Source organism: Paenibacillus sp. MBLB1832, assembly GCF_032271945.1.
In the GTDB taxonomy this organism is placed as follows: Bacteria; Bacillota; Bacilli; order Paenibacillales; family NBRC-103111; genus Paenibacillus_E; species Paenibacillus_E roseopurpureus.
Genome location: NZ_CP130319.1, coordinates 5,608,543 through 5,634,066 on the forward strand (window position 1 = coordinate 5,608,543; position 25,524 = coordinate 5,634,066).

General features: G+C 50.7%; 23 protein-coding genes. 9 read left to right on the forward strand and 14 right to left on the reverse strand.

The annotated features are described in order from the left end of the window. Window positions 1-13 precede the first annotated feature (13 nt). Complete coding sequence (locus MJB10_RS25495; protein WP_314799933.1) at window positions 14-1,339, forward strand: MFS transporter; 1,326 nt, start codon at window positions 14-16, stop codon at window positions 1,337-1,339. A gap of 145 nt (window positions 1,340-1,484) precedes the next feature. Next, window positions 1,485-2,222, forward strand: a complete 738-nt coding sequence (gene pyrH, locus MJB10_RS25500; RefSeq protein WP_314805855.1) for a UMP kinase — start codon at window positions 1,485-1,487, stop codon at window positions 2,220-2,222. 90 nt (window positions 2,223-2,312) lie between these two features. Here pyrH and MJB10_RS25505 read toward each other — a convergent pair whose 3' ends face one another. Continuing rightward, window positions 2,313-3,194, reverse strand: a complete 882-nt coding sequence (locus MJB10_RS25505) for a GNAT family N-acetyltransferase (protein WP_314799934.1) — start codon at window positions 3,192-3,194, stop codon at window positions 2,313-2,315. A 176-nt stretch (window positions 3,195-3,370) separates the two neighbouring features. On the opposite strand from MJB10_RS25505, the gene sigY reads away from it, so the two are divergent. The 3 genes from sigY to MJB10_RS25520 are packed head-to-tail and all read left to right on the forward strand — an operon-like array spanning window position 3,371 to window position 4,469. Continuing rightward, entirely contained in the window at window positions 3,371-3,895 is a 525-nt protein-coding gene (gene sigY, locus MJB10_RS25510) for an RNA polymerase sigma factor SigY (protein WP_314799935.1), read from the forward strand. After that, window positions 3,896-4,270: a YxlC family protein gene (locus MJB10_RS25515; RefSeq protein WP_314799937.1), complete on the forward strand. Its 375-nt coding sequence runs from the start codon at window positions 3,896-3,898 to the stop codon at window positions 4,268-4,270. Then, on the forward strand, window positions 4,257-4,469 hold the full coding sequence (locus MJB10_RS25520; RefSeq protein ID WP_314799938.1) for a sigmaY antisigma factor component: 213 nt from the start codon (window positions 4,257-4,259) through the stop codon (window positions 4,467-4,469). The genes MJB10_RS25515 and MJB10_RS25520 overlap by 14 nt, the downstream gene beginning before the upstream one ends. 116 nt (window positions 4,470-4,585) lie before the next feature. Here MJB10_RS25520 and MJB10_RS25525 read toward each other — a convergent pair whose 3' ends face one another. Next, entirely contained in the window at window positions 4,586-5,386 is an 801-nt protein-coding gene (locus MJB10_RS25525) for an AraC family transcriptional regulator (RefSeq protein ID WP_314799939.1), read from the reverse strand. A gap of 93 nt (window positions 5,387-5,479) precedes the next feature. Here MJB10_RS25525 and MJB10_RS25530 point away from each other — a divergent pair, with 93 nt between their 5' ends. Further along, the gene (locus MJB10_RS25530) at window positions 5,480-5,929 is read left to right on the forward strand and encodes an SRPBCC domain-containing protein (protein WP_314799940.1); all 450 of its coding nucleotides are present in this window, start codon (window positions 5,480-5,482) and stop codon (window positions 5,927-5,929) included. A 93-nt stretch (window positions 5,930-6,022) separates the two neighbouring features. On the opposite strand, the gene MJB10_RS25535 is transcribed toward MJB10_RS25530, so the two are convergent. After that, window positions 6,023-7,051 (reverse strand): Gfo/Idh/MocA family protein, encoded by a 1,029-nt coding sequence (locus tag MJB10_RS25535; protein WP_314799941.1) that lies wholly within the window; start codon window positions 7,049-7,051, stop codon window positions 6,023-6,025. Between the two features lie 197 nt (window positions 7,052-7,248). On the opposite strand from MJB10_RS25535, the gene MJB10_RS25540 reads away from it, so the two are divergent. Beyond that, window positions 7,249-8,127 (forward strand): AraC family transcriptional regulator, encoded by an 879-nt coding sequence (locus MJB10_RS25540; protein WP_314799942.1) that lies wholly within the window; start codon window positions 7,249-7,251, stop codon window positions 8,125-8,127. A 58-nt stretch (window positions 8,128-8,185) separates the two neighbouring features. Here MJB10_RS25540 and MJB10_RS25545 read toward each other — a convergent pair whose 3' ends face one another. The 3 genes from MJB10_RS25545 to MJB10_RS25555 are packed head-to-tail and all read right to left on the reverse strand — an operon-like array spanning window position 8,186 to window position 10,423. Continuing rightward, a complete protein-coding gene (locus MJB10_RS25545) occupies window positions 8,186-8,857 on the reverse strand; it encodes a GNAT family N-acetyltransferase (RefSeq protein ID WP_314799944.1) in 672 nt (223 codons plus the stop codon). Window positions 8,858-8,882: 25 nt separating this feature from the next. After that, window positions 8,883-9,557 (reverse strand): GNAT family N-acetyltransferase, encoded by a 675-nt coding sequence (locus MJB10_RS25550; protein ID WP_314799946.1) that lies wholly within the window; start codon window positions 9,555-9,557, stop codon window positions 8,883-8,885. A gap of 8 nt (window positions 9,558-9,565) precedes the next feature. Continuing rightward, the gene (locus MJB10_RS25555; RefSeq protein WP_314799947.1) at window positions 9,566-10,423 is read right to left on the reverse strand and encodes a carbon-nitrogen hydrolase family protein; all 858 of its coding nucleotides are present in this window, start codon (window positions 10,421-10,423) and stop codon (window positions 9,566-9,568) included. 341 nt (window positions 10,424-10,764) lie between these two features. On the opposite strand from MJB10_RS25555, the gene MJB10_RS25560 reads away from it, so the two are divergent. Further along, on the forward strand, window positions 10,765-11,919 hold the full coding sequence (locus MJB10_RS25560; RefSeq protein WP_314799948.1) for a sulfite reductase subunit alpha: 1,155 nt from the start codon (window positions 10,765-10,767) through the stop codon (window positions 11,917-11,919). Between the two features lie 443 nt (window positions 11,920-12,362). On the opposite strand, the gene MJB10_RS25565 is transcribed toward MJB10_RS25560, so the two are convergent. From MJB10_RS25565 to MJB10_RS25575, 3 genes are all read right to left on the reverse strand, one after another. Then, window positions 12,363-13,940, reverse strand: a complete 1,578-nt coding sequence (locus MJB10_RS25565; protein ID WP_314799950.1) for a UDP-glucose--hexose-1-phosphate uridylyltransferase — start codon at window positions 13,938-13,940, stop codon at window positions 12,363-12,365. A 211-nt stretch (window positions 13,941-14,151) separates the two neighbouring features. Continuing rightward, the gene (galE, locus tag MJB10_RS25570) at window positions 14,152-15,138 is read right to left on the reverse strand and encodes a UDP-glucose 4-epimerase GalE (protein ID WP_314799952.1); all 987 of its coding nucleotides are present in this window, start codon (window positions 15,136-15,138) and stop codon (window positions 14,152-14,154) included. Window position 15,139: 1 nt separating this feature from the next. Next, complete coding sequence (locus tag MJB10_RS25575) at window positions 15,140-16,321, reverse strand: galactokinase (protein WP_314799953.1); 1,182 nt, start codon at window positions 16,319-16,321, stop codon at window positions 15,140-15,142. A 173-nt stretch (window positions 16,322-16,494) separates the two neighbouring features. On the opposite strand from MJB10_RS25575, the gene MJB10_RS25580 reads away from it, so the two are divergent. Next, window positions 16,495-17,352, forward strand: a complete 858-nt coding sequence (locus tag MJB10_RS25580) for an AraC family transcriptional regulator (RefSeq protein ID WP_314799955.1) — start codon at window positions 16,495-16,497, stop codon at window positions 17,350-17,352. A gap of 129 nt (window positions 17,353-17,481) precedes the next feature. Here the strand turns inward: MJB10_RS25580 and MJB10_RS25585 are convergent, their stop codons facing one another. From MJB10_RS25585 to MJB10_RS25605, 5 genes are all read right to left on the reverse strand, one after another. After that, entirely contained in the window at window positions 17,482-20,574 is a 3,093-nt protein-coding gene (locus MJB10_RS25585) for a response regulator (protein WP_314799956.1), read from the reverse strand. A gap of 137 nt (window positions 20,575-20,711) precedes the next feature. After that, window positions 20,712-21,695, reverse strand: a complete 984-nt coding sequence (locus tag MJB10_RS25590; RefSeq protein WP_314799957.1) for an ABC transporter permease — start codon at window positions 21,693-21,695, stop codon at window positions 20,712-20,714. Between the two features lies 1 nt (window position 21,696). Next, window positions 21,697-22,776, reverse strand: a complete 1,080-nt coding sequence (locus MJB10_RS25595; RefSeq protein ID WP_314799959.1) for an ABC transporter permease — start codon at window positions 22,774-22,776, stop codon at window positions 21,697-21,699. Then, window positions 22,769-24,310, reverse strand: a complete 1,542-nt coding sequence (locus tag MJB10_RS25600; protein ID WP_314799961.1) for an ABC transporter ATP-binding protein — start codon at window positions 24,308-24,310, stop codon at window positions 22,769-22,771. The genes MJB10_RS25595 and MJB10_RS25600 overlap by 8 nt, the downstream gene beginning before the upstream one ends. A 127-nt stretch (window positions 24,311-24,437) precedes the next feature. Further along, window positions 24,438-25,484: a BMP family lipoprotein gene (locus MJB10_RS25605; protein ID WP_314799962.1), complete on the reverse strand. Its 1,047-nt coding sequence runs from the start codon at window positions 25,482-25,484 to the stop codon at window positions 24,438-24,440. Between the last annotated feature and the right edge of the window lie 40 nt (window positions 25,485-25,524).

The window sequence follows — 25,524 nt, forward strand, 5'->3', positions numbered from 1 at the left end:
GGGTGTGCCCTTGATGACAAAGCTTGAATCCGCTTCCACTCCTTTGCGAGGACGTAGTGTTTGGGCCTTATTTTTCTCTCTGCCCATCTTCGCATGGGCGATGTACGATTTCGCTAACACGATCTTTTCATCGAATATCGTGACCGTCTTTTACCCTTTTTACCTGAAAGAAACGTTAGGCAAAAGTGAAGAGCTCGAACAAATTGCGAGCACCTTTATTACGTACTCCAACGCGCTATCCAGCTTCTTCCTGGTGCTGTTATCCCCGCTATTCGGCGTCTGGATTGACCGCACGGGCAAGAAGAAAGCTTACCTCGTCCCGTTCACGCTCATCGCGATCATCGCGACATTGTTCATGGGTGCATCCTCGCTATGGAGCACCAATCAGGAATGGTTCGGACTGAATACGGCCATCTTTGGGGTCATTCTTTTCTTCATGATTGCGAAATTTTTCTATAATTCCAGCCTGATCTTCTATGATTCTATGATCTCCGATCTAGGCAATGAGCGTGAGATCCCTCTCATCTCCGGCTTCGGTGTGGCCGTTGGTTATGTTGGGACGCTAGTGGGGCTCATTGTATTCCCATTGGTGCACGACAATCATTTTGAGAGCACGTTCATTCCGAGTGCCGCGATGTTCCTCATCTTTTCGCTGCCGATCATGCTCCTCTATAAGGAGAAACCGCAGAAGCCAGCAGCCAGCCAGAAATCATTGCTCAGCGGCTACCGCGAGATTTGGGCTACGTTCAAGGACGCGCGGAATTATCAGGCTGCTTTCACATTCATGATTGCCTACTTCTTCTTCAACGATGCGATTGCGACAGCCATTGCGGTAATGGCCATTTATGCCAATACGGTCATGGATTTCTCGACAGGGCAGTTCATTCTGCTTTACCTTGTGTCCACGGTATCGAGCATTATCGGCTCCTTCCTCTTCGGGTATGTAACGAGAAATATCGGGCCGAAACGTGCCGTTACTATCGTCGCCATCATCCTCATCGTGGCGATCTCCCTTGCTTCTTTGGCGACTAGCAAAAGCATTTTCTGGGTCGCAGGCAGCTTGTACGGTGTCTCCATGGGAGCCATGTGGGTCACCTCCCGCACGTTGATCGTGCAATTGACTCCCGAGGATAAGCGCGGCCAGTTCTTTGGCCTTTTCGCCTTCTCAGGCAAAGTGTCCTCCATCGTCGGACCCGCCTTGTACGGGTCGATTACATGGGCGATGGCGTCCACGGGGAACCTTGCAAGCCGCGTCGCGCTTGGCTCCTTGCTGATCCTCGTCATTATCGGCCTAATCGTCCATATGCGCATTCCGAAGAAATTGCCAAATCCTTTATGACTCATGTACAATAATAACTATATTGTGTGAAAGACACGGCACCCAAAACACTAGAGCAGCTAAGAGCTTTAGTGTTTTTTTGCAAATAGGGCCGCGTACTTTCACAATACAAGTATGCACACCAGAGGGGGATGACGTTATGGCGATGCGGTACAAACGGGTCCTAATTAAACTGAGCGGCGGGGCTGTGGCTGGGGGCAATTCCTTCGGATTCGATCCCGCGCAGCTCGATCATATTGCGAACGAAATTATGACCGTTGTGAACTCCGGTGTAGAAGTGTGTTTAGTCATTGGCGGGGGCAACATTTTCCGCGGGAATATGGGGGAAAGCTGGGGTATCGAGAAAGCGGAGGCCGACAATATCGGCACACTCGCAACCGTGATCAACAGTTTGATGCTGCGCGGCGTACTGAAGGCGAAAACAGAAGCCGAGGTGCGCGTCATGACCGCGATTCCGATCGCTTCGGTGGCAGAGCCTTTCATTCGTTTGCGAGCGATTCATCACCTGGAAAAAGGGTACATCGTCATTTTCGCCGGCGGAAATGGACAGCCATTCGTTACGACGGATTACCCGTCGGTCCAACGGGCGATCGAGGTCAACTGCGATGCCATTCTGGTCGCAAAGCAAGGCGTTGACGGCGTATTCGACAAGGATCCGAAGCACCATCAGGAGGCGCAGCAGTACAAATCCCTTCACTATAACGATGTCATTCAACACAATTTGAAGGTCATGGATCAGTCCGCTTTTATTCTGGCGAGAGATTATCATATTCCTATTCATGTGTTCAATTTCGACAAGCCTGGCTCGATGCGAGAAATTTGCGCGGGGTTGAATACGGGCACCATTATTAGCGGGTCATCGGAACTTGTTTATCATTCGTAGAAGCTTTTACATAGAGACGGACAAAAATAAGGATAGCCCTGCAGAGCGACTCTGCAAAGCTATCCTTTTACCTATGCAGCCACTACTTTGTTAGCCAAGCATAAGCACATAATAATCTTGCGCATTCCTCATCGCAAATCCGCAGGATTCATAGAGCCCGAGCGCCTTCTCGTTCTCCACGGATACTTCCAATTTAATGCTTTCTGCGCGGTCATGCTGCTTTAATTCGGAGATCGTTTGGCTTAAAATCTGACGACCATACCCCTTGCCTCGGAACTCTGGCAGCACACAAAAGCCATAAATAAAACCGCTCGTACCTGGCTCCACCATCGCACCCAGCTTGCCAATCGGCTCATGGTTATCGCCAAGCTCCGCGATCCAAGTTCGTTCCTTCTCGCCATCGATTGTTTGTTTCACATATTCACGCGTGTCGCTCTCTGGCATGTCGAAGCCAGACATATTCAACCTCACTAGCAGCTCTGTGTCAGCGGCATCCGCTTTGCGAATACATAGTGACGCTTGGGCAGCATCAGGAGGGGTCACTTGCTTGTCCAACACCATGACATATTCCGAAAAGGAAAAGTTTGCGCCCAGCGCGGTTAGGAAGCCTTTTCCACTGAGAGACCCCCGCTCGTTGATGAAAATAAGCTTTGTCACTCCTCTTCTTCGGCACTCCTCCATCGCGGCCTGAACGAGCTGCTTGAACACACCGCGGCGCCGCGCCTTCGGATGCACCATTCCGCTGATTTCCACCTCCGTGGAAAGGAAGCTGTATATCGCGAGGAAGCCGATCATTTCATTATTTTCAACATATACAAAATCATTGGTCACACCAGCAGGACGGCTGGATAATGTGCTCCAATTCAATTTAATCTCAATGCCGTCGTGCTCATTGCACGCTTCCCATAGTGCTCGAACTTCTTCCAGCTCGCTCGGGGACAGGCCTGCTCTTGCGATTATGCCTTGTTTCATTGGTGTACCTCCGTGACATTCATGTAGAAAAGAACTTACTTGCACTCATTATACATGCCGCCCCGATTCCGTGGTAAGTTAATAAATAATTGTATTTATTCTTTCGTGGGCATGAACGATTCGTGTCCGCTCGTCGTATTATCACCGATATTAGGCAGAGAGGATGTTCCAATCACGTGGAAGAGGTCGATCTCATTCGTCAGGCTAGAAGCGGCGACACACTGGCTCTGTCACAGCTGCTACAGCAGCATTATGCGTTTGTGTATAAGTATTTGCTCAAAGTCACACTAAATCCGAACCAAGCTGAGGATCTTACCCAAGAGACCATGTCTAGGTGTATTGAAAAAATAACTCTATATAACGGGACGTCGAAGTTCTCGTCCTGGTTAATAACCATTGCCACTCGATTGATGATCGATCAGAGCAGGAAGCGTAAGCGGGAACAGAAGTGGCAAGAGAACGAGGGACAGCAGACCCTTAGGCAGCTGCAGTGGCAGTTCGCGCAACATACCTCGGAGGCTTGGCCCGATGTGGTGAATGCCTTGTCGGAGCTTCCGCGCGAGAGCCGAATGCCGCTCATTCTCAAGCATTACTACGGCTACACCTATGAGGAGATTGGCAGTATGCTCGCCATCGCGGAGGGAACCGTGAAATCCCGTGTGCACCATGCACTTGTACAATTACGAAAGGAGCTGACTTAGATGGATGAAGATGTGAAAGGGCGACGGAGCGAAGGGCAAGAGGCAATAACTGCGCAGGAAGAGGCTTTGAGCGATGCAGGGGTCCACAGACAGCTCCGCGAGGGGCTTGCGATGATCGACCGTGCGACAGACGTGCCGACGCCAAGCGCAGCCTGGTTCGAGCGGCAGATTGCCAACGCGCAGAGTAGACAGCGATCTCGCTTGATTCGCGACCTGCTGATCCTTTGGATCGGCGCGCTGCTCGTATTCTACGTGTTTTATCTGACAGTAAGCGCTCAGCCAGCAGCTTTCCTCTCCATCCAAGCAGCAGCGATATTGATTCCTGCAGCTTGGCTACTCTTGAAAAAGCAGGTGACCTCACATGAGAACAACTGAGTCCAAATTCGATCAGTTGCCCCTCTGGGCATGGATAGGTATCGCGGTGATTGCAATCACACAGAGCACATGGCTTTACCTAGATGCGCGTAAACAAGGAGCTCGTTACCCTTGGTTTTGGGGGATTTGGGGCATCATTCAAGTGCCGCTTCCGACGATTGTTTATCTGTTTGCCGTGCGGAAAATTCATCGAAAATAATGGATTATTCTAGCATAAAAACGGCTGCCTATTGGGCCGTTTTTTATTTGGTCATTTGGTGACATTCGTAAAATTGGGGAACAACCACAATTTTAGAAACGGCGCCAATTTTCATTTCATTTTGCTCGCTTGCTCACCGCATAAGCCTCTGGCGTCTGACCCAGAATCGACTTGAAATCCTTGATGAAATGCGACTGATCATGGTACCCGAGATCCATCGACAGCTTTGCCCAATCATGCGTATCATTGCCATCAGTCGTTTCAGCCGCGCTTTGGATGCGGGCGATTTTGATCACCCATTTTGGACTAACGCCGACATACTGATCGAATAGACGCTGCAACGTACGAATATTCATGCCAAAATGCTCACACAACGCATCCACCTTGGTCATATCTGGCTGCGCGTAGATGAAGTCCACCATGTCATTCACTAGCGCAACCTGCTCATCTGGGAGGGGCAGCTTCGCTCTAATCATGTCCTCCACCAGGTTAACGTTGCGCTGATCGTCACTGTGACTTAACACGAGCGCCTCCAACGCCCGCGGCTCCCTGTCAAATACGCGGTCAATGCCTACGGGCTGCTCCAGCAGGTCTGACACCGCTCCTTTCACAAAAGGATAAAAGCCCCCTGGCTTAAATTTCACGCCAAACACACTCCCCTGACCCTTCAGGTGGTAGCCGTACTTCTCTTTGCCAGGACCAAAAATAGCCGAACTCCCCTGCTCGATAACGAGATTCACACAGGGATTAGGAATGACATGCTGGGTATACGGCTCTTGTCCAGCAAGATCCCATCGAACGACCCAGTAATGTCGAACAAAGGGAGCTATATCGTCCCCGGGGGCGTAACGTGAAAGCTGAAATTTGCGCTCGCCCTGCTGCAGATGGATGATACCCATAGGGGCATTGGATGGCATCGGAACCACTCCTTGTCGCGTTTTTACAATACATGGGAATACTTCTGCGTATATGATAGGTAGGATCATAGAAGTGAAGGAGTGCGAAATGTGATGGAGCTGAAGTATGAATTTTATATTGGTGCGAGTACGAAAGAAGTATGGGATATTCTGATCACGCCTGAGGGGACGCGTCAGATTTTGTTTGGCAGCGTGTTGCAGTCCACATTTGAAATTGGTTCGGACTATGCGTATGTAGGACCTGGTCAGGATGGCGAGGAGACGGTACATGTGTATGGCAAAATTCTGGCCTATGAGCCAGAGAAGCTCATCTCTTGCACAGAGCATGCAGGCCCTTCTTATCGGGAAAATCACGCGGAATTTCAATCGCGCATGACGCTTTCGCTTGAGACCGTTGGCAGCTGCACGAAGTTGACGCTCGTGAACGACGAGTGGACACCTAACCACCCTAGTTTTGAATCAACCAAAGCCAGCTGGTGGATGATCCTAAGCAACATCAAAACATTAGCCGAGACAGGCAAAACGCTGGATTTCGGCTGGTAGACTACTATTATACATGGTCGTTAATAACTGGCGTCAATAGCATGACGAAAACCGTCCCGCGATCGTGCAGGACGGTTTTTGCTGGGTTGCAAATCAAGGAACACGCAGCAGCATCACTTTCCGCTGCTCCTTCGCGCTCTGAATCGCACCGAAGACCATGGCTGTGCTATAAATATTGTCCATATAGCTTGTCTCCGCTGAACGTTCCTCCTCAATTGCTAAGAACATTTCATCCAGGCAGCCATGATGCCCTTCTCGACCGTGCCAGGTGTAAGGCGCTTCGATTCGATCGTAGTCCAACAAGAAGTTCGCCTCCTGCCCTGGTGCCACTACTTCCGCATAGGGAGCGCCATCTCTCCAACTGGCTGTGCCTTGACTCCCCGCAACTCGCCACTCCGCCTCCCATGTCGTACGCAGTCCTTCCGAGCACCAGGAGCCGTTATACGTAAACACCGCGCCGTTATCAAATTCGAAAATACACACAGCAGCCGCATTGCCCTCGTACCAGGAGCCTTCTGGATTGAACTCGTGGCAATAGACGGACACGGGATTGGCTCCGATAATAAAGCGCGCCTGATCGAAGGTGTGGATCGCCATATCCAAGATCAGCGGACTCTCCATCGCATCCCGGAAACCACCGAAGTGCGCGCCGATGAAAAAGTCAGCCGTCACAAAGCCTGGCTTGCCAATTACGCCGGAGGCGACCAACTCGCGAAGCGCGCGGATATCTTTCAAATAGCGACGATTTTGCATGATGCTATAATGCAGCTCCGGCTTTGTTCCCGCAAGTTGGGCTAGCTGCTCTGCGGCCTCCATCGAGGCTGCCATCGGCTTTTCGCTCATGAGATGGCAGCCGCCTTCTAGCGCTGCAGTCGCCACTGCCAGATGCGCAGATGGGATTGTGGCATCAAACACCATATTCGCGCCGGTCTGCCGAATCGCTTCTTCCACGCTCGCGAACCACGGTACGGACAAGCCATAGGTTTCGTTCATTTTGGCAGCGGCCGCTTCGTACAAGTCTACAAAAGCCACGATCTCCGTATCCTCCCGCTCTAATGCGTATGTAATCCAGGTATTGGCCATGTGCCCGCAACCTGCCTGAACGATTTTGTAAGTCGTCATCTTCTACTCCTCCTGCTGCTCGCTTAGTCAATCACCAAACGCCCTGTGAATCCAGACAAATTTGCATCCTATTGCGTATAGCTAGCTCACTCGGATGCGTCTGTTATATACTTAGGATAGCGGAAAAAACGGCAAATTCGCTACGCAGAATCATGTGAAATAGTTGCACGATTTTGTGATAAAGTGGAGGAATCCTCATGACTTCCTTAAAAGCATTAAAAGAAAATACCCGTATGCCGGGCAAACATTTCCTGGTCAATGTCTTTCACAACTTATCCTCGGGGGAACGTGTCCTCTACCCTCATTGGCACGAGCATTTGGAAATCATCTACGTTGTTAAAGGTAATGCTGTTTTCGATATCGGCGGCATCACCAGCAGCACTTCGCCTGGCGACTTATTGTTTGTACACTCGGGCGAGCTGCATTCCGGCTATGCTGTCAACAATATGGACGTGGATTATTATGCCATTGTCTTTAACAAATCACTTCTCGGCGCTGATTCTGGAGACCCGCTGTACGGGCCGATGGTTCTGCCTTTCATGGAAGGCCGTAAACGCTTTCCTTTACACGTGCGGCCGGAGGATGAGGTCTACCCTGCCTTTGCCGAGATTATTCATCGGCTTATTGATGAATTCGAACATAAACAGCCCGGCTACGAGCTATCCGTCCGCTCCCACCTGCAGCTTCTAATCACAGCCACCATGCGCCTGGATCACAGCGACTCTTTGCGTAAAGAAGTGCGCGCAAATCATTCCTTCCCCCATGCGAAATATTTTGAAAAGCTGTTCGCCTTTGTTCGTGAGGAGTATAAGCGCCCAATTCCGCTGGAAGAGGCTGCGCAGCTGACCAATATGAGCCTTCACCATTTTTGTAAAACCTTCAAAAAAATAACCGGCCGCACCTTCGTTGAATACGTCAACTTATACCGCATCAATGCAGCGGAACAGTTGCTCCGCACCGAAGGCGTTTCCGTTACCGAGGCCGCCGAGCTCGTCGGCTTTAACAGCATCAACTACTTCACCCGTACGTTCAAGCAATTTAAATACTACAGTCCTTCCCAGTGTAAAAGGGAGTAACGCAAAATAAACGCAATCGTCCATATAGGAGGAGTGCGTTTATTTATGACTTATACATTTACAACGGCAATAACGCCAACGTTTCTTTACCTTCCAAACCCGCAACCATCGCTTCCCACGCGTGCGGCTTGTTCGCGAGCACAGCGTAGTAGCGTCGCACAAATTTTGCGACTAGCGCAGCTGAGATTTCCGCCTGGTCCTCGTTCGTCGGTAAGAAGCAAAGATCAAGCCCCTCCACCGCTTCGCCATTGTTCTCCCATGAGGGATGCACATAGGTGAAGTCGATCCGCTTGTAGCCCAAATGCGAGAGCACCTCGCGCCGCACATAAGGATCCATCGGCTTCACGCCGCCGAAAGCATACCCCTCGATCCGATACGGATCGTAAATTTCGGCGAACATCCCCTGCATGGGCTTGCCTGCTTCAGCGGCTAATCGTTCAAGGTCTTGCCAACGTTTCCGCGCTAGAAAACGCCCAATACCCAACCCAGCCATGCCAATGATCGTAAAATCCGTCATCGCCACCTGATCTTCCTCGTAATAACGGTACTCCGTCGTGCCGACAACTTTGCCTTCGTGCACAGCCACGAATACACGGATGCCTGGGTCTTCTAACGGTTCTTTCCAAAGCGGAAAGTCCAGCACCTCCTCTGGCGGAAATACCTCTTTCATCAAATCGTGCATGGATCGAAACAACGGGTCCTCTATGCTTGTGATACGTATGAAATCCATCAGTTCATTCTCTCCTTTATGATAATCAATCTCCCACTTGAAAAGGGTTCCGCCACTCCATCAACAACGCGTGATTCAGCGACTCTTCGTCTTCTAAATAGCCTTCAACCACATGCACAGGGGTGCGCCCGCACCGCAGCAAAAAGGTAATCACTGGGTCCTTCAGCGTCCCCGACATAACGGCCGCCACGTACGCTTCGGCACTCATCGTTTCTGCAACCTTATGGTAGCCGGGCATGCGGCCGCCACCGAGCAACCGAGCCATCCCCAGCTGTACAACAACCTCGTACATGGATTGCATTAACCATTTTCCTAGCCCCAGCTTGCGATAAGCAGGCATAATGCACACATCTACAATATAAAGCGTGTCACCATCTGGCTGATGTGTGCGAATATACCCATCGTCCGTCACGGTTGACCAGCTATGATCACCAGCACCCGCCATGCGCTCGCTGTCCACACGCAGTCCCGTGATGGAGCCGACCACCTGACCTGCTACCTCTACGCATAGCGCACCCTCTGGAAAGCGCGTCACATGCTCCCTTAGCTGATCCTTCGTCCACCAGAGCTCCGATGGAAAAGGAGGCGGAAAGCTCACCTGCTGAACGCGGATCAAAGCATCGAAATCAGCTTCGCCATACGTGCGAATGACAGCCTCAATTGGCGTATCGCCATCGAATACGTAGAGCTGTTTCCTCATTGGCAGTCTCACGTCCAATCCGTATAGAGATCCGTTCGGCGATCTCGCCATGTGGTAACGGAGCCTCGCTCCCGAACGATCGCCAGCAGGGAAAGATCCAGGTCAGCAGTCACGACCATATCACCATTGATTTCACCCTCCACAAGGATGCCTTTGGGTGGAAATGGCACATCATTTGGCGTAATAACCGCAGCTTGTCCGAAATTCGCCCGCATGAAGTCTACGGTTGGCAAAGCCCCGACTGTCCCCGTGGTCACGACATAGATCTGATTCTCGATCGTGCGCGCATGGCACGTATAACGAACTCGATGGAAACCGTGCCGATCGTCCGTACATGAAGGAGCGAACAGCACGTCAGCGCCACGCGCACGGGCCATCCGTACAATTTCGGGAAACTCCACATCGTAGCACACCAGTATCGCGATGCGGCCTTTATCCGTATCAAACACCTGCAGCGAATCCCCCGCACCCATGCCCCATTCCTTCACTTCCGTCGGAGTAATATGCAGCTTTTTCTGCTCAGCGATACGTCCATCTGGGTAGAAGAGAAAAGCTGTGTTATACAGCTTGTCGCCCTCTGCCGTAATGTGCGTCCCGCCAATAAGGTGCATGCCTGTTTGCTGTGCAAGTCCTTGGAATAACACACGATATTGCTCTGTAAAAGAAGGCAAAGCCTCGATCGGCAGCGCCTTTCCTTGCCCATCGCCAATCGACATCAGCTGTGTCGTGAACAGCTCTGGAAACAACACGAAATCCGCCTCGAATTCCTGCGCCACCTTCACATAATGCTCCACCTGTGCGGCGAATTCTTCAAAGCTGCTGATCGTATGTAAATGATACTGAACGGCCGATACCCGCATTTTCACTGCTCTTCCTCCTCCTGCCTCATCTATGTACTCACTCACTCCAGTTTACTAAATTTTGTCATCCCATGCTATTCGTACGTCGTGCACCACTATTGAAAGGGTAGACGAGGGTTGCCACTCAACAGGGATTTCCCCGAGTTGAGTGGCTCCTTTTTGCCTATAACTGCCCGAAAATCGTGCAAAAACAGCGAAAGCGTATACAATTTAACAGGATTGGACACACCTTTGTTTAAATTTTTTAAAAATGCTAAAAATTCATAACATGGTTAATTAAAAACCATTTCTATGTTGATCGGCATGTGCTATTCTATATAATAAAAAAATTTTTTGGGGTGAAGAGAATGCATGTTACTGATGTAGAAAAAGTGCCATCCTTATTTTCTAGGACCAATCCATTTCAAGCCAAAGTGCTGAAAAATGTGAATCTAAATACAGAAGGTTCAAGCAAAGAAACAAGGCATATTGAGTTATCGCTGCAAGGTTCCGGTCTTTCTTATGTACCTGGTGATTGTCTAGGCGTAATCCCGCAAAACGATCCAGACCTGGTAGCTGCTCTCCTCGAGGAAATGAAATGGGACGGCCAAGCCGCAGTTGCTATTAACAAGCAAGAAGAGACACTTCCTTTGCAAGAAGCGCTCTTGAACCACTTCGAAATTACGTTGTTAACGAAGAAAATCGTGCAACAAGCAGCAGCTCTCTCCGACAACGAGGAATTGCAACAGCTTGTAGCCGATGCTGAAAAACTGAAAACTTATGCAGATGGGCGCGATTTGCTTGATTTGCTGCGCGATTTCGGTCCGTGGAAAGCCTCTGCATCGGAAATTGTCGCTTTATTAAGAAAATTGCCGCCGCGTTTATATTCCATTGCAAGCAGTCTGACCGCGAACCCTGAAGAAGTGCACTTAACGATCGGTGCTGTGCGTTACACAACGCATGGACGCGAGCGTAAAGGTGTTTGTTCCGTGCAATGTGCGGAGCGTCTTCAAGAGGGCGACACGTTGCCTGTTTTCGTTCAAGTCAACAAGCACTTTAACTTACCGGAAACTTCCGATAAAGATATTATCATGGTTGGTCCTGGAACGGGGATCGCACCGTTCCGTTCTTTCATTCAAGAGCGCGCGGTAAGCAAAGCGGAAGGCCAATCTTGGCTGTTCTTTGGCGATCAGCGTTCCGCAACTGACTTCCTGTACCAGCAAGAGCTGGAGCAATACCAACAAGAGGGGGCGCTGACCAAAATCGACGTTGCCTTCTCCCGCGATACCGAACAGAAAGTGTATGTGCAGCATAAAATGCTGGAGAACAGCCAAGAGCTGTTCGCATGGCTGGAGCGCGGCGCCTACTTCTACGTGTGCGGCGACAAGCAAAACATGGCGAAGGACGTCCACAACACCCTTATCGATGTCATCGAAAAAGAAGGTAATTTCACTCGCGAAGCAGCTGAAGCGTATCTAGCTGAGATGCAAGCGCAAGGTCGTTACCAACGCGATGTATACTAGAAAACGAGCGTAAATATGAAAAGGCGAGTAGGTTGAGGATCAACTTACGCGCCTTTTTTGCGTTGGGTGCGCGGTGGAGCATATGGGGCGGCGAGGGGCGGCACGTTGTGGGGGGGCGCACAATTAAGAGTGGTTAACCGCTTCTATTTAAGAGATTTGGCTACTTTGGGGCGAGATAGCGGTGGTTGACCGCTTCTAAAGTTGGGTTTGAGCGAAGAGTGGGGCTGATTCAACACAGTTAAGAGTGGTTGACCACTTCTATTTGGGTGAGTTTGCTACTTTGGGGCGAGATAGCGGCGGTTGACCGCTTCTAAAGTTGGGTTTGAGCGGGGAGTGGGGCGGGTTGGGGGCGAGGCGGGTTCGGCACTCGTCCGCTTTATGACGACCAGCGGTGCATAGCACAAGAATCCCTGGTCCACCGACCAGGGATTCTGCCACTGCAACTACTGCTGCGCAAAGCCAGCAGCAGCCAAAAACCGTCCGAACGCCGCCTGCCCGGCTTCGTCGCGCTTGAAGACGCCTGCGTCCAGTAGGACGTCCATGAACTTGCTGCCGACCTCGGTCTGCAGCACCGCTTTTGCGGCGTCGTCCGACAGCGACGCCCCGTGCTTCGCGAGCAGCGACACGATCCAATCCGCATGCTTATGCAGCGGATGGCTGGCGTCGCTCTGCAGCTCGCGGCTGAGCGCGGCTTCGCCGGTGAGCAGCTTGGCGATGTCCGCCAGCTCCTCTTGCAGGCGGCCTGGCAGCACCGCCAGCCCCATGACCTCGATCAAGCCGATGTTCTCCTTCTTGATGTGGTGCAAGTGCTGATGCGGATGGAAAATCCCATCCGGATGCGCCTCGCTGGTGCGGTTGTTCCGCAGCACCAGATCCAGTTCGTACTCGCCCCGCGCATTGTTGCGGGCGATCGGCGTGATCGTGTTATGCGGCACGCGCTGTCCGTCCTTCTCGCTGAACGCGAGGACGTCCGCTTCCGCATCACTGTACGCACGCCAGTCGTCGAGCAGCTTGCTCGCCAGGCGGTAAAGCTGCTGCTTGTTGTGCCCGCTCAAGCGTACGACCGACATCGGCCACTTCACAATTGCCGCCTTCACGCCAGCATAATCCGCATGTGAGAATATTTTCTCACTTGGCGCTTTCTCCATCGGGAACTTGTGGCGTCCCCCTTGGAAATGATCGTGATTCAGGATTGATCCCCCAACGATCGGCAGATCCGCATTGGAACCGATGAAGTAGTGCGGGAATTGCTCGATAAAGTCCAGCAAACGGTAGAACGTATTCGCCGTTGTTTTCATCGGAATATGCTTCTCATGGAAGATGATGCTGTGCTCGTTGTAGTACACATATGGTGAGTACTGCAAGTACCACTTCTCGCTATCCAGCTCCAGCGGGATCACACGCAGATTCTGTCTAGCCGGGTGATTCACACGGCCTGCATAGCCCAAATTGTCGACGCAAAGCAGACAAAGCGGGTAGCTGCTTTGTGGCAGCGTTTTGAGCAATGCAATTTCCTTCGGATCCTTCTCAGGCTTGGACAGGTTGATCGTAATCTCCAAGTTGCCATAGGCAGTTTCGGCTAACCAATACGCATTCTTCTGAATACGGTCCATGCGAATGTAGTTGGAATCGATCGATTGCTTGTAAAAGTAATCGGTCGCTGCTTCCACATTAACCGTCTTCGCCAGCGTCCAGAACTGACGTACCACTTCAGAAGGACGAGGCATGAGCAGCCCCATGATGCGTGCATCCAACAAATCGCGGTATGTCGTCGTGTTCTCTTCCAACAGACCCGCTTCCCAAGCGGCATCCAACAGCTCTTCCAACAGGCTGACAGGGCTGCTTAATTTCTCAGCAGGCACATCCCCTTGGAATGGCTCTGCGAGCTGGAACAAATCCAGCAAGGCATTGCGCGACGTATACACATCCAACGGTTCGATCAACCCATTCTGAGTCGCGAACTGCAGGAGCCTTTCGATTGTTAACGCTGCAGATTGCGGCGTTCGTAATATGCGTTCCATAAGCACGTTCCTTTCTCCCACAAACCTCTATCCATTCCATCTATTTCATTAAGGGTTCTGCCCCATATCCCATAGGCTCAGAAGCCATCGAGATGCCGGTTGATCTGAGCGAATGGGATAATGGTGCTAGAGCCAACATGCTGCACTATCCTTTAGGCTCAGAATCCCCTTTATTGTTTCTACCTCATGCCAGCCATCAAAAATGCTGACCTTACGCCTCATACCCATTCGGGTGGTTTTGGTGCCAGTTCCAAGCGCTCTCGATGATCGCTTCTAAGGAATCATGCGCAGGCTTCCAGCCAAGCTCCGCTCTTGCACGCTCGGAGGAAGCAATCAGCGTTGCTGGATCGCCCGCTCTGCGAGGCTCAACAACAGCTGGGATGGCATGACCTGTCACTTTGCGCGCAATGTCAATCACTTGCTTCACAGAAAAGCCCGTTCCATTGCCCAGGTTGTAAATGTTACTGTCAGCACCGCCACGCAGCTTCTCAACCGCAAGCACGTGCGCGCTCGCCAGATCGCTGACATGGATGTAGTCGCGTACACATGTGCCGTCTTCGGTCGCATAGTCTTCGCCGAACACCGAGATATGCGCTCGCTGCCCCAGCGCCACCTGCAAAATAATCGGAATCAAATGCGTCTCCGGGCTGTGATCTTCCCCGATTTGGCCGCCAGCATGGGCACCCGCTGCATTGAAATAACGCAATGACACATACTTGATGCCGTGGGCTGTGTCGAACCATTTCATCATTTTTTCCATCGCCAGCTTCGTTTCACCATACGTATTCGTCGGCAAAGTACGATCTGTTTCAAGAATTGGAATGTTCTCAGGCTCGCCATACGTAGCAGCCGTCGAGGAGAAGACGATGCGTTTCACGCCGTATTGGTTCATTTTCTCCAGCAAGCAAAGCGTGCCGTACACGTTGTTATGGTAATATTTCGCCGGATTGGTCATACTCTCGCCGACGAGGGAATTCGCTGCAAAATGAATGATGGCATCGATGTTATTTTCCGAAAAAACCTTATCCATGAACTCGCCGTCGCGCAGATCGCCAACATACAGCTTACCGCCGAGCAACGCATCCTTGTGCCCTTGTTGAAGGTTATCCACGATAACGACTTGCTCGCCTTTAGCCAATAGCTCCGCTACCGTATGGGATCCGATGTATCCCGCCCCGCCTGTGACTAGAATTGCCATCTTACAACGCCTCCTCTAGTTGCTCTACACCGTTGCCAATATCACACACGTAGAAGCTTGGTGTAAGCCCTGTAATCTCCGTATATTCTGCGCCCACTTGGTCGATGAACGTTTGAACGCTGTCTTCGTGTACCAAGGAAACCGTACATCCGCCGAAGCCTGCGCCCGTCATTCGTGCGCCCAGTACGCCAGGCACTTTCAAAGCTGCGGCTACCATCGTATCCAGCTCTAAGCCCGTTACTTCATACAAGTCACGAAGAGAATCGTGCGATCCAATCATCAGTTTACCGAAGGATTCCAGATCATTCGCTTCCAGCACTTCGATGGATTTCAGAACACGATCAATCTCTTCCACAACATGCTCCGCTCTGCGACGAACCGTTTCGTCCTGGATCAGGTGCTTGTAGTCGTTAAACTGCGCAAGATTGAGTTGACCGAGCAGCGTGAGGTTTGGGAATTGCTTTTGCAAATCCACAACCGCTTGCTCGCATTGGCTTCTTCTCTCATTGTAAGCGGAGTCGACGAGACCTCTGCGTTTGTTCGTGTTGCCGATAACCAGCTTGTAGCTGCCGCTTTGGAAAGGAACATGTCGGTACTCCAACGTGTCGCACATCAGCAAAATCGCGTTATCCTTCTTACCGTTCGCTACCGCAAATTGGTCCATGATGCCGCAGTTTACGCCGACGAATTGGTTCTCGGTTTTTTGCGCAAGGAGTGCGATTTTCACCGTATCGATCGGGTAGTTCTCAAGTGTCAGCAAGCCGAAAGCCGTGACGACTTCGATGGATGCGGAGGAGGAAAGTCCTGCGCCATTCGGAATTTCACCGTGGAACAGCAGATCGTAACCTTGCGTGACAGGAAAGCCTGCTAGCGCCAAGTGTGCAAAGATGCCTTTCGGGTAGTTGATCCAGTCATCCTCTTCTTGGTAGGACAAGTTATCTATGGAAATTTGTTTGCGCAGGGGCATATTCGTCGATGCGAAGCCAATGTTGCGGTCTTGGCGTGGACGAATCAGCAATGTCGTTCCGAATGTCAAAGCTGCAGGGAATACATAGCCGCCGTTATAGTCCGTGTGCTCGCCAATCAAATTCACGCGACCCGGGGCGTGAAATGCCGAAATTTTCGCTGCGGATTGTCCGTAAATTTCAATAAACGTTTCTTTGAGTGCTTGCAAATCTGCCATGAAGGCACCGCCTTTGTAGTTGATAGTTTAAGTATAAAAGATGCGCCGAAGGTTGGCTATGGAGGCATGTTATTTTCACATGGAAAAATGTGATTTCTGCATTCCGCTTTTTAAGCGTTTTATGCTACAGTAAAAAGAAAGAATCCGCCATCGATCGGAGATGAGCCATCGCTATGGACAAACCGTACAGCTACTACGTCGTATCGAACCCGCTGCCTGCTGGGGAGAGCGAACTCACGGTTTTATTCGCAGGAGAAAGCCAGACGAAACCCGAGCATCGGCTCGGTCCGAAAGTGTATGACTACTACTTAATCCATTATGTCATATCGGGTCGCGGTGTATTCTCTTCACATGGAGAAGAGTACCTGCTTGGCGCTGGCGACAGCTTCGTCATCGAGCCCGAACAGCTCATTAGCTACGTGTCGGATGAGGCGGAGCCGTGGCACTATTGCTGGATCGCCTTCACGGGTGTGCAAGCGGAAAAGCTCGTGGCCGCCACAGGCCTGACGACAGCGACTCCTGTGATCCATACGGCGCGCAATCGGCACCTCCCTGTCCTTTACCGCCAGATTCAGATGGCACTGAAATCCAAGAAGCCTAACGCGCAGCTCAAAGCGACAGGCTATTTAAGTTTGCTGCTCGGCGAGTACTGCGAAGCGCTTGCCTCTCCAGCCATAGCTGGGGCGGTCACGGACGCCGAAAGCGATCGCATCGTACAGCAAGCGATTCACTACTTGTCCACGCAGTATGCGGAGCCGATCACGATTGAGATGATGGCCGAGAGCTTAGGCTATAACCGCGCGTACGTCTCGCGCATGTTCAAGCGGCACACGAAGGTCACGCCGGTTACGTTCCTGCTCAAGCTCCGCGTGGACAAAGCGCGCTTGCTGCTGCGTGAGCGGCTGGAGCTCACAATTGAGCAGATCGCGGCTTCGGTCGGCTTCTATGATCCGCTGTATTTCTCCAAGCAGTTCCGGCGCTGGTACGGGGTTTCGCCAAGCGAGTATCGACAGCAGATGAAGTCGCTTTAAATTCTAGCGCTGTTGGGGGGGCTGCCCCCTGACAGCGGCTTTGGTTCTGGCAGGGCACCTATGTCCTGCCGCGCGCCGCGCAGCAGAAAGGGCCAGACGAGCAGGAGTCGCTCGTCTGGCCCTATGTTGTTATTTTGCCGCCAAAAAGGTTGCAATGGCTTGATTCACGCTAGTAAGCTCGATCTCAGCGCTTCGCAACAGCTCTCGGAGGTGATCTGTCGTGCCACTCTGCAGGCAAATTTGCATCTCACTCGCCATTTCACTGAGCAACATGGCACCGATATTCGAAGTAACTCCCTTCAACGTATGCGCGAGCATGACGGCTTTGGGGACATCCTCACTGACAATTGCTAAGCGAATATCTTCAATGGCCTCTGTGTACTCATTCTTGAATTTCGTCACGATTCGTTGATACAAGCCAGTGTTATGGCCTAAACGTTCCAGTGCCCCTGCCACATCTAACGAGATCATTTCCTCACCTGCCTTCTCCACAGATGGTTCCGCGTCTGGTTCGGCCTTAGCCGCTGCGGCTTGCGCGTAACTGCTCTCTTTGGCGGTTTGAATGGTCCGCTGCAGGACGCTGTAGAGCTGAATCGCTTCAAAAGGCTTCGTGATATAAGCATCCATTCCCGCTTCTAGCACGAGTTCCTTCACGCCTTGCATCGCATCGGCTGTCATCGCAATAATCGGCGTCGCCTTGTCGGTGGCGCGAATGGTACGTGTCGTTTCAAAGCCGTCCATGAACGGCATCTGCAAATCCATCAGAATCGCATCATACCGCTTGCGATCGGTTCGTTCCAAGGCTTCATACCCGTTACTCGCCACCTCTACACGAATACCCATCTCCTGCAAAATCTCCTGGGCCACTTGTTGATTGATTTCGTTATCCTCCACCAACAGCACTTCAGCATGGCGAAGCAGATTGAGCTTCTTCACATCGTTGTCATCATGGGGGCCGATTTTCTTAATTTTCAATTGATCTTGGAACAGGTCCACAATTTGATTGTATAAATGTGACTGCGAGATCGGGAAGTACAACACTTTCTCCACCGGAGGCGATTGCGCTTTAATTTGTAAATCTGGCTCATGATAGCTGGAAATTAGCACGATTACTTGCGGCGGCTTCTCGTAGTCGCTTTTGATTTCCTGAGCCAGCGTATGTACCTTCTCATCTTGAAGCATCCAATCTATAATTACGAGATCGTACCGATCGCTCGTCGGCAAGTGCGTCAGGGCGCTTTGGGCAGAATCCACCAGGCTCACTACAAACTGGAACTGCTCTAGTTGACGCTTCAGCACAAGGCCCATTTCCTCATCCTGACACACGATCAGCACACGCAAGAACTGGAGATGCGCGGCAATCGGGGCGCTGAACACATGCGACGAGCCCCGTCCGAACCGTACGGTAAAGGAGAAGCAGCTTCCCTCGCCAAACTGGCTTTCCACCTGCATGTGGCCATCCATCAGCTCTACGATGCTTTTGCTAATGACAAGACCCAGTCCTGTCCCGCCATATTTACGTGTTGTCGACATATCCGCCTGGGTGAACCCACGGAACAGATTGCCCATCTGCGTCGGTGTCATTCCGATCCCTGTATCCTTGACATCAATGCGCAGCAGGACATCGTTCTCGCCTTTGGCTGCAACATTCACGGAGACCGAGATTTCTCCCTCCTTCGTGAATTTGATCGCATTGTTGACTAGATTGAGCAGCACCTGATTGAAACGGAATGGATCTCCTTTCAACACCTGAGGCACATCATGATGGATCGCAAAGTGCAGCTTCAACCCTTTCTCATACAAGGAAAAACCGATCATATCCGAAATATTGCTCATTACTTCATACAGATCAAAATCAATCCGTTCCAGCACGATTTTCTTAGCCTCAATCTTCGAGAAATCCAAAATATCGCTGATGATGGTGAGCAAGCTTTTGGCTGAAATGGCTGTTTTCCCGACGTAATCCTTCTGCTGATCCGTTAGTGCTGTCTGTTGCAGCAAATGGTTCAATCCAATAATGGCGTTCATCGGCGTCCGAATTTCATGGCTCATATTCGCTAAAAATTCACTCTTCGCGCGGTTCGCTGATTCGGCCAACTCCTTTGCATCCGCAAGAAGTTCATTCTTGCTCTCCAGCTCCGATGTGCGTTCCTCCACCAACTCTTCCAGATGATCTTTGTACTGATTCAACGTCTCTTCCGCCTGCTTGCGTTCTGTAATATCGATACCAGCAAGGATCAGACCGCCAACTTCGCCGGTTTCCGTCTTAATGACACTGTTATTCCATTCAAAAATACGTTCTTCACCCGAACCAATGGTTATGGCTGCCTCGTAGTGATCTTGTGGGGCACCACCATTCATGATGCTTTGGAAATTTGATTTCCGACCTCCAATCAGATACTCAGGCACACAAACATCAAACCAGTCTCTGCCAATCAACTCCGATTCCTGATAACCCATTAAACTGCAGCCTTTGCGGTTAATGAGCTCGATCTTGGACGTTCGATCCAACACGACAATCATCACTTCAACAAGATCAAGATAGCTTTGCGCCTTCTCTTTTTCCCGCAACAGCTTCCGTTCACCGTATTCTCTTACAGAACGCGTCCGCAAAGCTAGACCCACCCCAATAAGAATGGCAAGTATGGTAAAAATAATCCCCATCCCCAATGCATACTCACGTTGGACTGTCGTCTGTTCGACATCACGTTGCGTGCCTTGCACGTTGTAATCAATCCATTGATGCCATTGTTCGTCCGCTTCCAACCGCTTCGGAGACAGCTGATCGAGGATGGAATTCCCTCTCACGAACTCTCCCGATTGGACGGCATCAATAATGAGCTGACCATTCTTTAGGTAATCCACCGTTTTTTGTGCGACCGCCTCGTAAATCTTTCTTTCTTCGTCCGAGATGATGTACGGGGCATAAGTTCTATATTCATATTCGAAATCGCCTCGGCCATTCTGGTAATCCACGATAAGCTTAAGCAGCTTTTCCCTATCGGTTTCCAGTACCACTTTATGCAAAAGAATTCGTTCCTGGGTAAAAATTTCCTGCATCTTCACAATGCGAGCAATGCTAGGCATCCAGTTCAACTGTACGCCATCCAGGGTACTCTTCAGTGCAAACATTTGATAGAAGTTCGTTGCGATTACTGCGATTAACAAGGCTATGATGACGATAAAAGTCCATATTGACTTTAATTTTGAGAGCGCTACCATTAATATTCACCTCTTAGTGGATATTATAGCATACCTTTCTTCGTGTTTTTCTCGAAAATTTCGACAATTGGGGGAGGTGATCCAATCAAAAAAACAAACACCCCCAGGACTCATCCTGAGGGTGCTTCACATCTTGCTTATCTTTTGCCTGGATCGTAAGGCTCACCTAACGCAGACGGAGCTTTCGCCCGGCCGACGGCCCCAGCTAGAACTAGGATCGTCAGTACGTAAGGCAGCATGTAGAGGAATTCCTGCGGGATGTCCTTGGAGAAGTCGAACAACCGCATGAAATTGTTGAGCGCTTGCGCCATCCCGAAGAAGACCGCGGCGCCCAGCGCGCCAAATGGATGCCATTTGCCGAAGATCATCGCCGCCATGGCAATGAAGCCTTGGCCCGAGATCGTGTTATGCGAGAACGCGCTCGTCGTCGTCAGCGTAATCGTAGCACCGCCGAGGCCGCCGAACAAGCCGCTGATCAGCACGGCGATGTAGCGCACGCGCTTCACTTTAACCCCGACCGTATCCGCGGCGCTAGGGTGCTCACCTACGGCGCGCAGGCGCAAGCCGAACGGTGTTTTGAACAGTACGTACCACGTCACGAAGACCAGGATCAACGCGATATACGTCGTCGGGTACGCCGTGAAGAGCGCATAGCCGATGTACGGAATTTTGGACAGCAGCGGAATTTCCCACTTGGAGAACACATCGTTCAAGGTTTCGGTCTGACCCGCTCCATTGAACAAAACTTTCACCAAGTACAAAGTAACACCCGCAGCTAGGAAGTTGATGACAACGCCGCTGATGACTTGATTCGCTTTGAACGAAATCGTGGCCACCGCATGAATCAGAGCGAAGATCAACGCGAAAAGCAGTGCGCACAAGAGCCCGATCCACGGTGACCAAATACCCATGTTCGCTTCCTCCGCATAATAAGCCCCGACCGCAGAAGCGAACGCGCCTGACACCATCAAACCTTCGATCCCGATGTTGACGACACCCGAACGCTCCGAGTAAATACCGCCAAGAGCACCGAAGATCAGCGCGGTGGAATACACTAGCGTTGTATTAATAAGTTCACTAAATTTCGTGAAAAAAGCATGGAGCATACTGAGCAGGTCCATATTACGATGCCCTCTCTTTCTTGCGCTTGCCATAGAACGGGATCAGTACCCATTTCACGATACCTTGGGTCGCTACGAAGAAGATCACCGAACCGATAACAATACGGATAATTTCAGGCGGCACATCCGCACCGAAGCTCATCCCCGCAGAACCATAGGATAATCCACCGAAAAGAACGGAGCCTAGCACAACCCCGATGGGATTGTTCGCCCCGAGAAGCGATACCGCAATCCCGTCGAAGCCGTACCCTGGCGTTCCCGCCGCCACCACTTGGTAGTGGAAGACACCGAGCACCTCGAACACACCCGCCAATCCCGCGAAAATCCCGGAAATAAACATCGCCTTCACGATGTTGCGATTCACATTCATGCCCGCGTATTTCGCGGCATCGATATTATGTCCGACGGCGCGCAGCTCGTAGCCTTGCTTTGTTTTCCACAGAATCAGGTAGAAAACGACCGCAGCCAGAATGGCAACCAGCGTTCCCCAGTGGATCCGCGCATGATTCATGGCGTCAGACAACCAGCCGATACTGAGCGAAGCGGAGTCCTGAATCATATAAGAGCGTTGCTGCTTCGGCTCTAACAGGAAGGTGTTCACGATATAGTTGGAGAGGAACAATGAAATCCAGTTTAACATAATCGTGGTGATAACTTCGTTAACGCCGCGTTTCGCCTTCAAATAACCTGCAATGGCTCCCCACAGTCCGCCAACTAAAGCGCCGACAATGACCGCAAGCGGTGCATGAATGATCCATGGCAAGCCATGAATTTTGACCCCAATAAAGGTAGCTCCCGTCATCCCCATCACGAATTGACCTTCCGCACCGATGTTGAACAGCCCCGTACGGAAAGCGAAAGCAACCGATAAGCCTGTCAAAATGAGCGGTGTAATCGCACGAATCGACTCACCGATATCGTACGGACTGCCTAAAATCCGCGAGAACAGTGCGCCATAAGCCGCAATCGGATTGTAACCGCCAGCCAGCATCACGAGCGCTCCGAATAACAATCCAAGCACGATCGCCACGAGGGGATTGACCGCTGATTCACTTGTAAAAATGCGAGCAACCTTATTCATGAGCGGCTCCTTTCTGCGTGCGCTTACTGCCTGCCATCAGCAGACCGATCTCCTGATCGTTCGTCTCTTCGGGCAGCACTTCTCCCACGATTTGTCCTTCATAAATGACCGCGATGCGATCCGACACATTCATAATCTCGTCCAGCTCAAAAGAAATCAGCAGAACCGCTTTGCCCTTATTGCGCTGCTCGATCAACTGTCTATGTACGAACTCAATCGCTCCTACGTCCAAACCGCGTGTCGGCTGAGCCGCGATGAGCAGATTCGGATTTTTGAAAATTTCACGTGCAATAATCGCCTTCTGCTGATTACCGCCTGACAGGGAGCGCGCTTTATTATAAATGCTTGGCGTTCTCACATCGAACTGCTTGATAAGCGCTTCCGCATGTTTATCAATCGCGTCATAGTTCAAGAAGCCGCCTTTGTTATAGGCTGGATGGAAATACGTTTCGAGCACCATATTTTCACTCATGCTAAAATCCAAAACAAGCCCGTGCTTATGCCGATCCTCTGGGATATGCGACAAGCCCGCTTCCGAAATCTCACGAGGCGTCTGATTCGTAATATCCGCACCCATCAACAGCACGTTGCCGCTGTCGACACCGCGCAAGCCTGTGAGCGCTTCGATCAACTCACTCTGACCGTTGCCATCTACACCGGCGATACCGAGAATTTCTCCCGCCTTCACCTCGAAGTTCAGACCTTTCAGGGCAGGCAATCCTTGCTGGTTCCGCACGACTAAGTCTTTCACCTGAAGGACGGCATCACCCAGCTTGCTGGCTTCCTTTGCTACCTTAAACGAGACATCGCGCCCAACCATCTTCTCCGCCAAAATTTGCGGATTTGCTTGAGCACAAGCTAAGGAATCAATTACCTTGCCACGGCGAATTATCGTCACGGTATCGGCAATTTCCATAATTTCTTTCAACTTATGTGTAATGAGAATGATGGATTTGCCCTCTTTCACAAGATTGCGCATAATGACCATCAATTCACTAATCTCTTGCGGCGTTAGCACTGCTGTCGGTTCATCAAAAATCAAAATATCGGCGCCGCGATACAGCGTTTTCAATATTTCTACGCGCTGCTGCATGCCGACCGAAATATCTTCAATTCTCGCTTTCGGATCCACCCGCAAGCCGTACTGCTCGGATAGCTTGCGTACTTTATCTTGCGCTGTCTTGATATCCACTTTCAATCCGCTTTTGGGTTCCATCCCCAAAATGATGTTTTCCGTCACTGTAAACGGCTGTACCAGCTTAAAATGCTGATGCACCATGCCGATACCCAGATCAATCGCTCGGTTCGGACTATCAATAAAGACCTCATTGCCTTGTACATAAATACTGCCTTCATCCGGTTGATAAAGACCGAACAAAATATTCATCAGCGTTGACTTTCCTGCGCCATTCTCACCGAGCAAGGCATGGATTTCGCCTTTTCTTAACTTCAAGCTGATCGCATCATTCGCGACAATGCCTGGAAATCGTTTCGTAATGTTGCGAAGTTCAACAACTGGAACAGCTTCACTCATCAGATCACCCTAAGGATCAATTTTTTAGTATGTATTCCCTAAAACTAAAGAACAAGGCTAGTTAAGATAACTAGCCTTGTTGGTACAGAGGCAAATCTATGGTTCATGCCCTAGGCGTCATTAACGCTTATGGTTTCTCAGGAACTTTGATTTCGCCGCTAATAATTTTGGCTTTGTACTCATCCACTTTTTTCAAGATGTCAGGGGAAACGTTTTTCTTGGACGTGTCAGGAAGGCCTACGCCATCATCTTTCAAGCCAAGAGTAACTACTTTGCCGCCTTGGAATTTACCAGAAATCACGTCATTGGATACACGAAGTACCGCAGTGTCAACGCGTTTCAACATGGATGTCAATGTTACTTCATCACCAAACTCAAGAGATTGGTCTTTATCTACACCGATAACCCATACTTTTTTACCGCTTTTTGCGCGATCTTTCGCTTCGTTGAATACACCGTTACCCGTGGATCCAGCTGCGTGGAAAATAATATCAGCGCCATCGTTGTAGATCGTAGCTGCTGCCGCTTTACCAAGATCAGGCTTGTCGAATGCGCCTGTATAGTTGATTTGGATTTTCGCATCTGGTTTTACCGCTTTTACACCAGCAACGAAGCCAGCTTCAAAACGTTTGATAACCGGGATGTCGATACCGCCAACGAAACCGATTTTGTTTGTTTTCGTTGTTAGACCTGCAACCACACCAACCAGGTAAGAACCTTCTTGCTCGGAGAAAGTAACAGACTCCACGTTCGGAGCTTCTACAACGTTATCGATGATCGCAAGTTTCGCGTTCGGGTTTTGTGTTGCTACCGTTTTAAGAGCATCACCCATCAAGAAACCAATACCCCAAGTCAGGTTGTAGCCGTCTTTAACGAATTGATTCAAGTTAGGCGTGTAGTCTGCATCGCTTTTACTTTCCAGGTTTTTCACGTTTGCGCCTGTTTGTTTCTTAAGCTGCGTCAAACCTTCCCAAGCGCTTTGGTTAAAGGATTTGTCATTGACGCCGCCAATATCCGTAACCATCCCGATTTTGAAATCTTTACCGGAGTTGTTGCTTGCTACAGCGGAAGCTGCAGGTGAAGCCGTGCTCGTATTTTCTTTTTTGCCACAACCGGAAAGCACTAATGCAGACACCGTGACAGCCATAAGAACTGTTGTGAACATCTTCTTCATTTGATTTTACCCCCATCGTATCATCTTTGAATTCGAGACT

Bases quoted from the DNA above. Each gene is read 5' to 3' on its own strand.
- MJB10_RS25580 (WP_314799955.1), top strand. From the start codon at position 16,495: ATGGACAAACCGTACAGCTACTACGTCGTATCGAACCCGCTGCCTGCT.
- MJB10_RS25590 (WP_314799957.1), bottom strand. From the start codon at position 21,695: ATGGACCTGCTCAGTATGCTCCATGCTTTTTTCACGAAATTTAGTGAA.
- pyrH (WP_314805855.1), top strand. From the start codon at position 1,485: ATGCGGTACAAACGGGTCCTAATTAAACTGAGCGGCGGGGCTGTGGCT.
- MJB10_RS25520 (WP_314799938.1), top strand. From the start codon at position 4,257: ATGAGAACAACTGAGTCCAAATTCGATCAGTTGCCCCTCTGGGCATGG.
- MJB10_RS25565 (WP_314799950.1), bottom strand. From the start codon at position 13,940: ATGGAACGCATATTACGAACGCCGCAATCTGCAGCGTTAACAATCGAA.
- MJB10_RS25540 (WP_314799942.1), top strand. From the start codon at position 7,249: ATGACTTCCTTAAAAGCATTAAAAGAAAATACCCGTATGCCGGGCAAA.
- MJB10_RS25595 (WP_314799959.1), bottom strand. From the start codon at position 22,776: ATGAATAAGGTTGCTCGCATTTTTACAAGTGAATCAGCGGTCAATCCC.
- MJB10_RS25495 (WP_314799933.1), top strand. From the start codon at position 14: ATGACAAAGCTTGAATCCGCTTCCACTCCTTTGCGAGGACGTAGTGTT.
- MJB10_RS25515 (WP_314799937.1), top strand. From the start codon at position 3,896: ATGGATGAAGATGTGAAAGGGCGACGGAGCGAAGGGCAAGAGGCAATA.
- MJB10_RS25560 (WP_314799948.1), top strand. From the start codon at position 10,765: ATGCATGTTACTGATGTAGAAAAAGTGCCATCCTTATTTTCTAGGACC.
- MJB10_RS25605 (WP_314799962.1), bottom strand. From the start codon at position 25,484: ATGAAGAAGATGTTCACAACAGTTCTTATGGCTGTCACGGTGTCTGCA.
- MJB10_RS25530 (WP_314799940.1), top strand. From the start codon at position 5,480: ATGGAGCTGAAGTATGAATTTTATATTGGTGCGAGTACGAAAGAAGTA.
- galE (WP_314799952.1), bottom strand. From the start codon at position 15,138: ATGGCAATTCTAGTCACAGGCGGGGCGGGATACATCGGATCCCATACG.
- MJB10_RS25550 (WP_314799946.1), bottom strand. From the start codon at position 9,557: ATGAGGAAACAGCTCTACGTATTCGATGGCGATACGCCAATTGAGGCT.
- MJB10_RS25545 (WP_314799944.1), bottom strand. From the start codon at position 8,857: ATGGATTTCATACGTATCACAAGCATAGAGGACCCGTTGTTTCGATCC.
- MJB10_RS25505 (WP_314799934.1), bottom strand. From the start codon at position 3,194: ATGAAACAAGGCATAATCGCAAGAGCAGGCCTGTCCCCGAGCGAGCTG.
- MJB10_RS25600 (WP_314799961.1), bottom strand. From the start codon at position 24,310: ATGAGTGAAGCTGTTCCAGTTGTTGAACTTCGCAACATTACGAAACGA.
- MJB10_RS25525 (WP_314799939.1), bottom strand. From the start codon at position 5,386: ATGCCATCCAATGCCCCTATGGGTATCATCCATCTGCAGCAGGGCGAG.
- MJB10_RS25535 (WP_314799941.1), bottom strand. From the start codon at position 7,051: ATGACGACTTACAAAATCGTTCAGGCAGGTTGCGGGCACATGGCCAAT.
- MJB10_RS25575 (WP_314799953.1), bottom strand. From the start codon at position 16,321: ATGGCAGATTTGCAAGCACTCAAAGAAACGTTTATTGAAATTTACGGA.
- MJB10_RS25585 (WP_314799956.1), bottom strand. From the start codon at position 20,574: ATGGTAGCGCTCTCAAAATTAAAGTCAATATGGACTTTTATCGTCATC.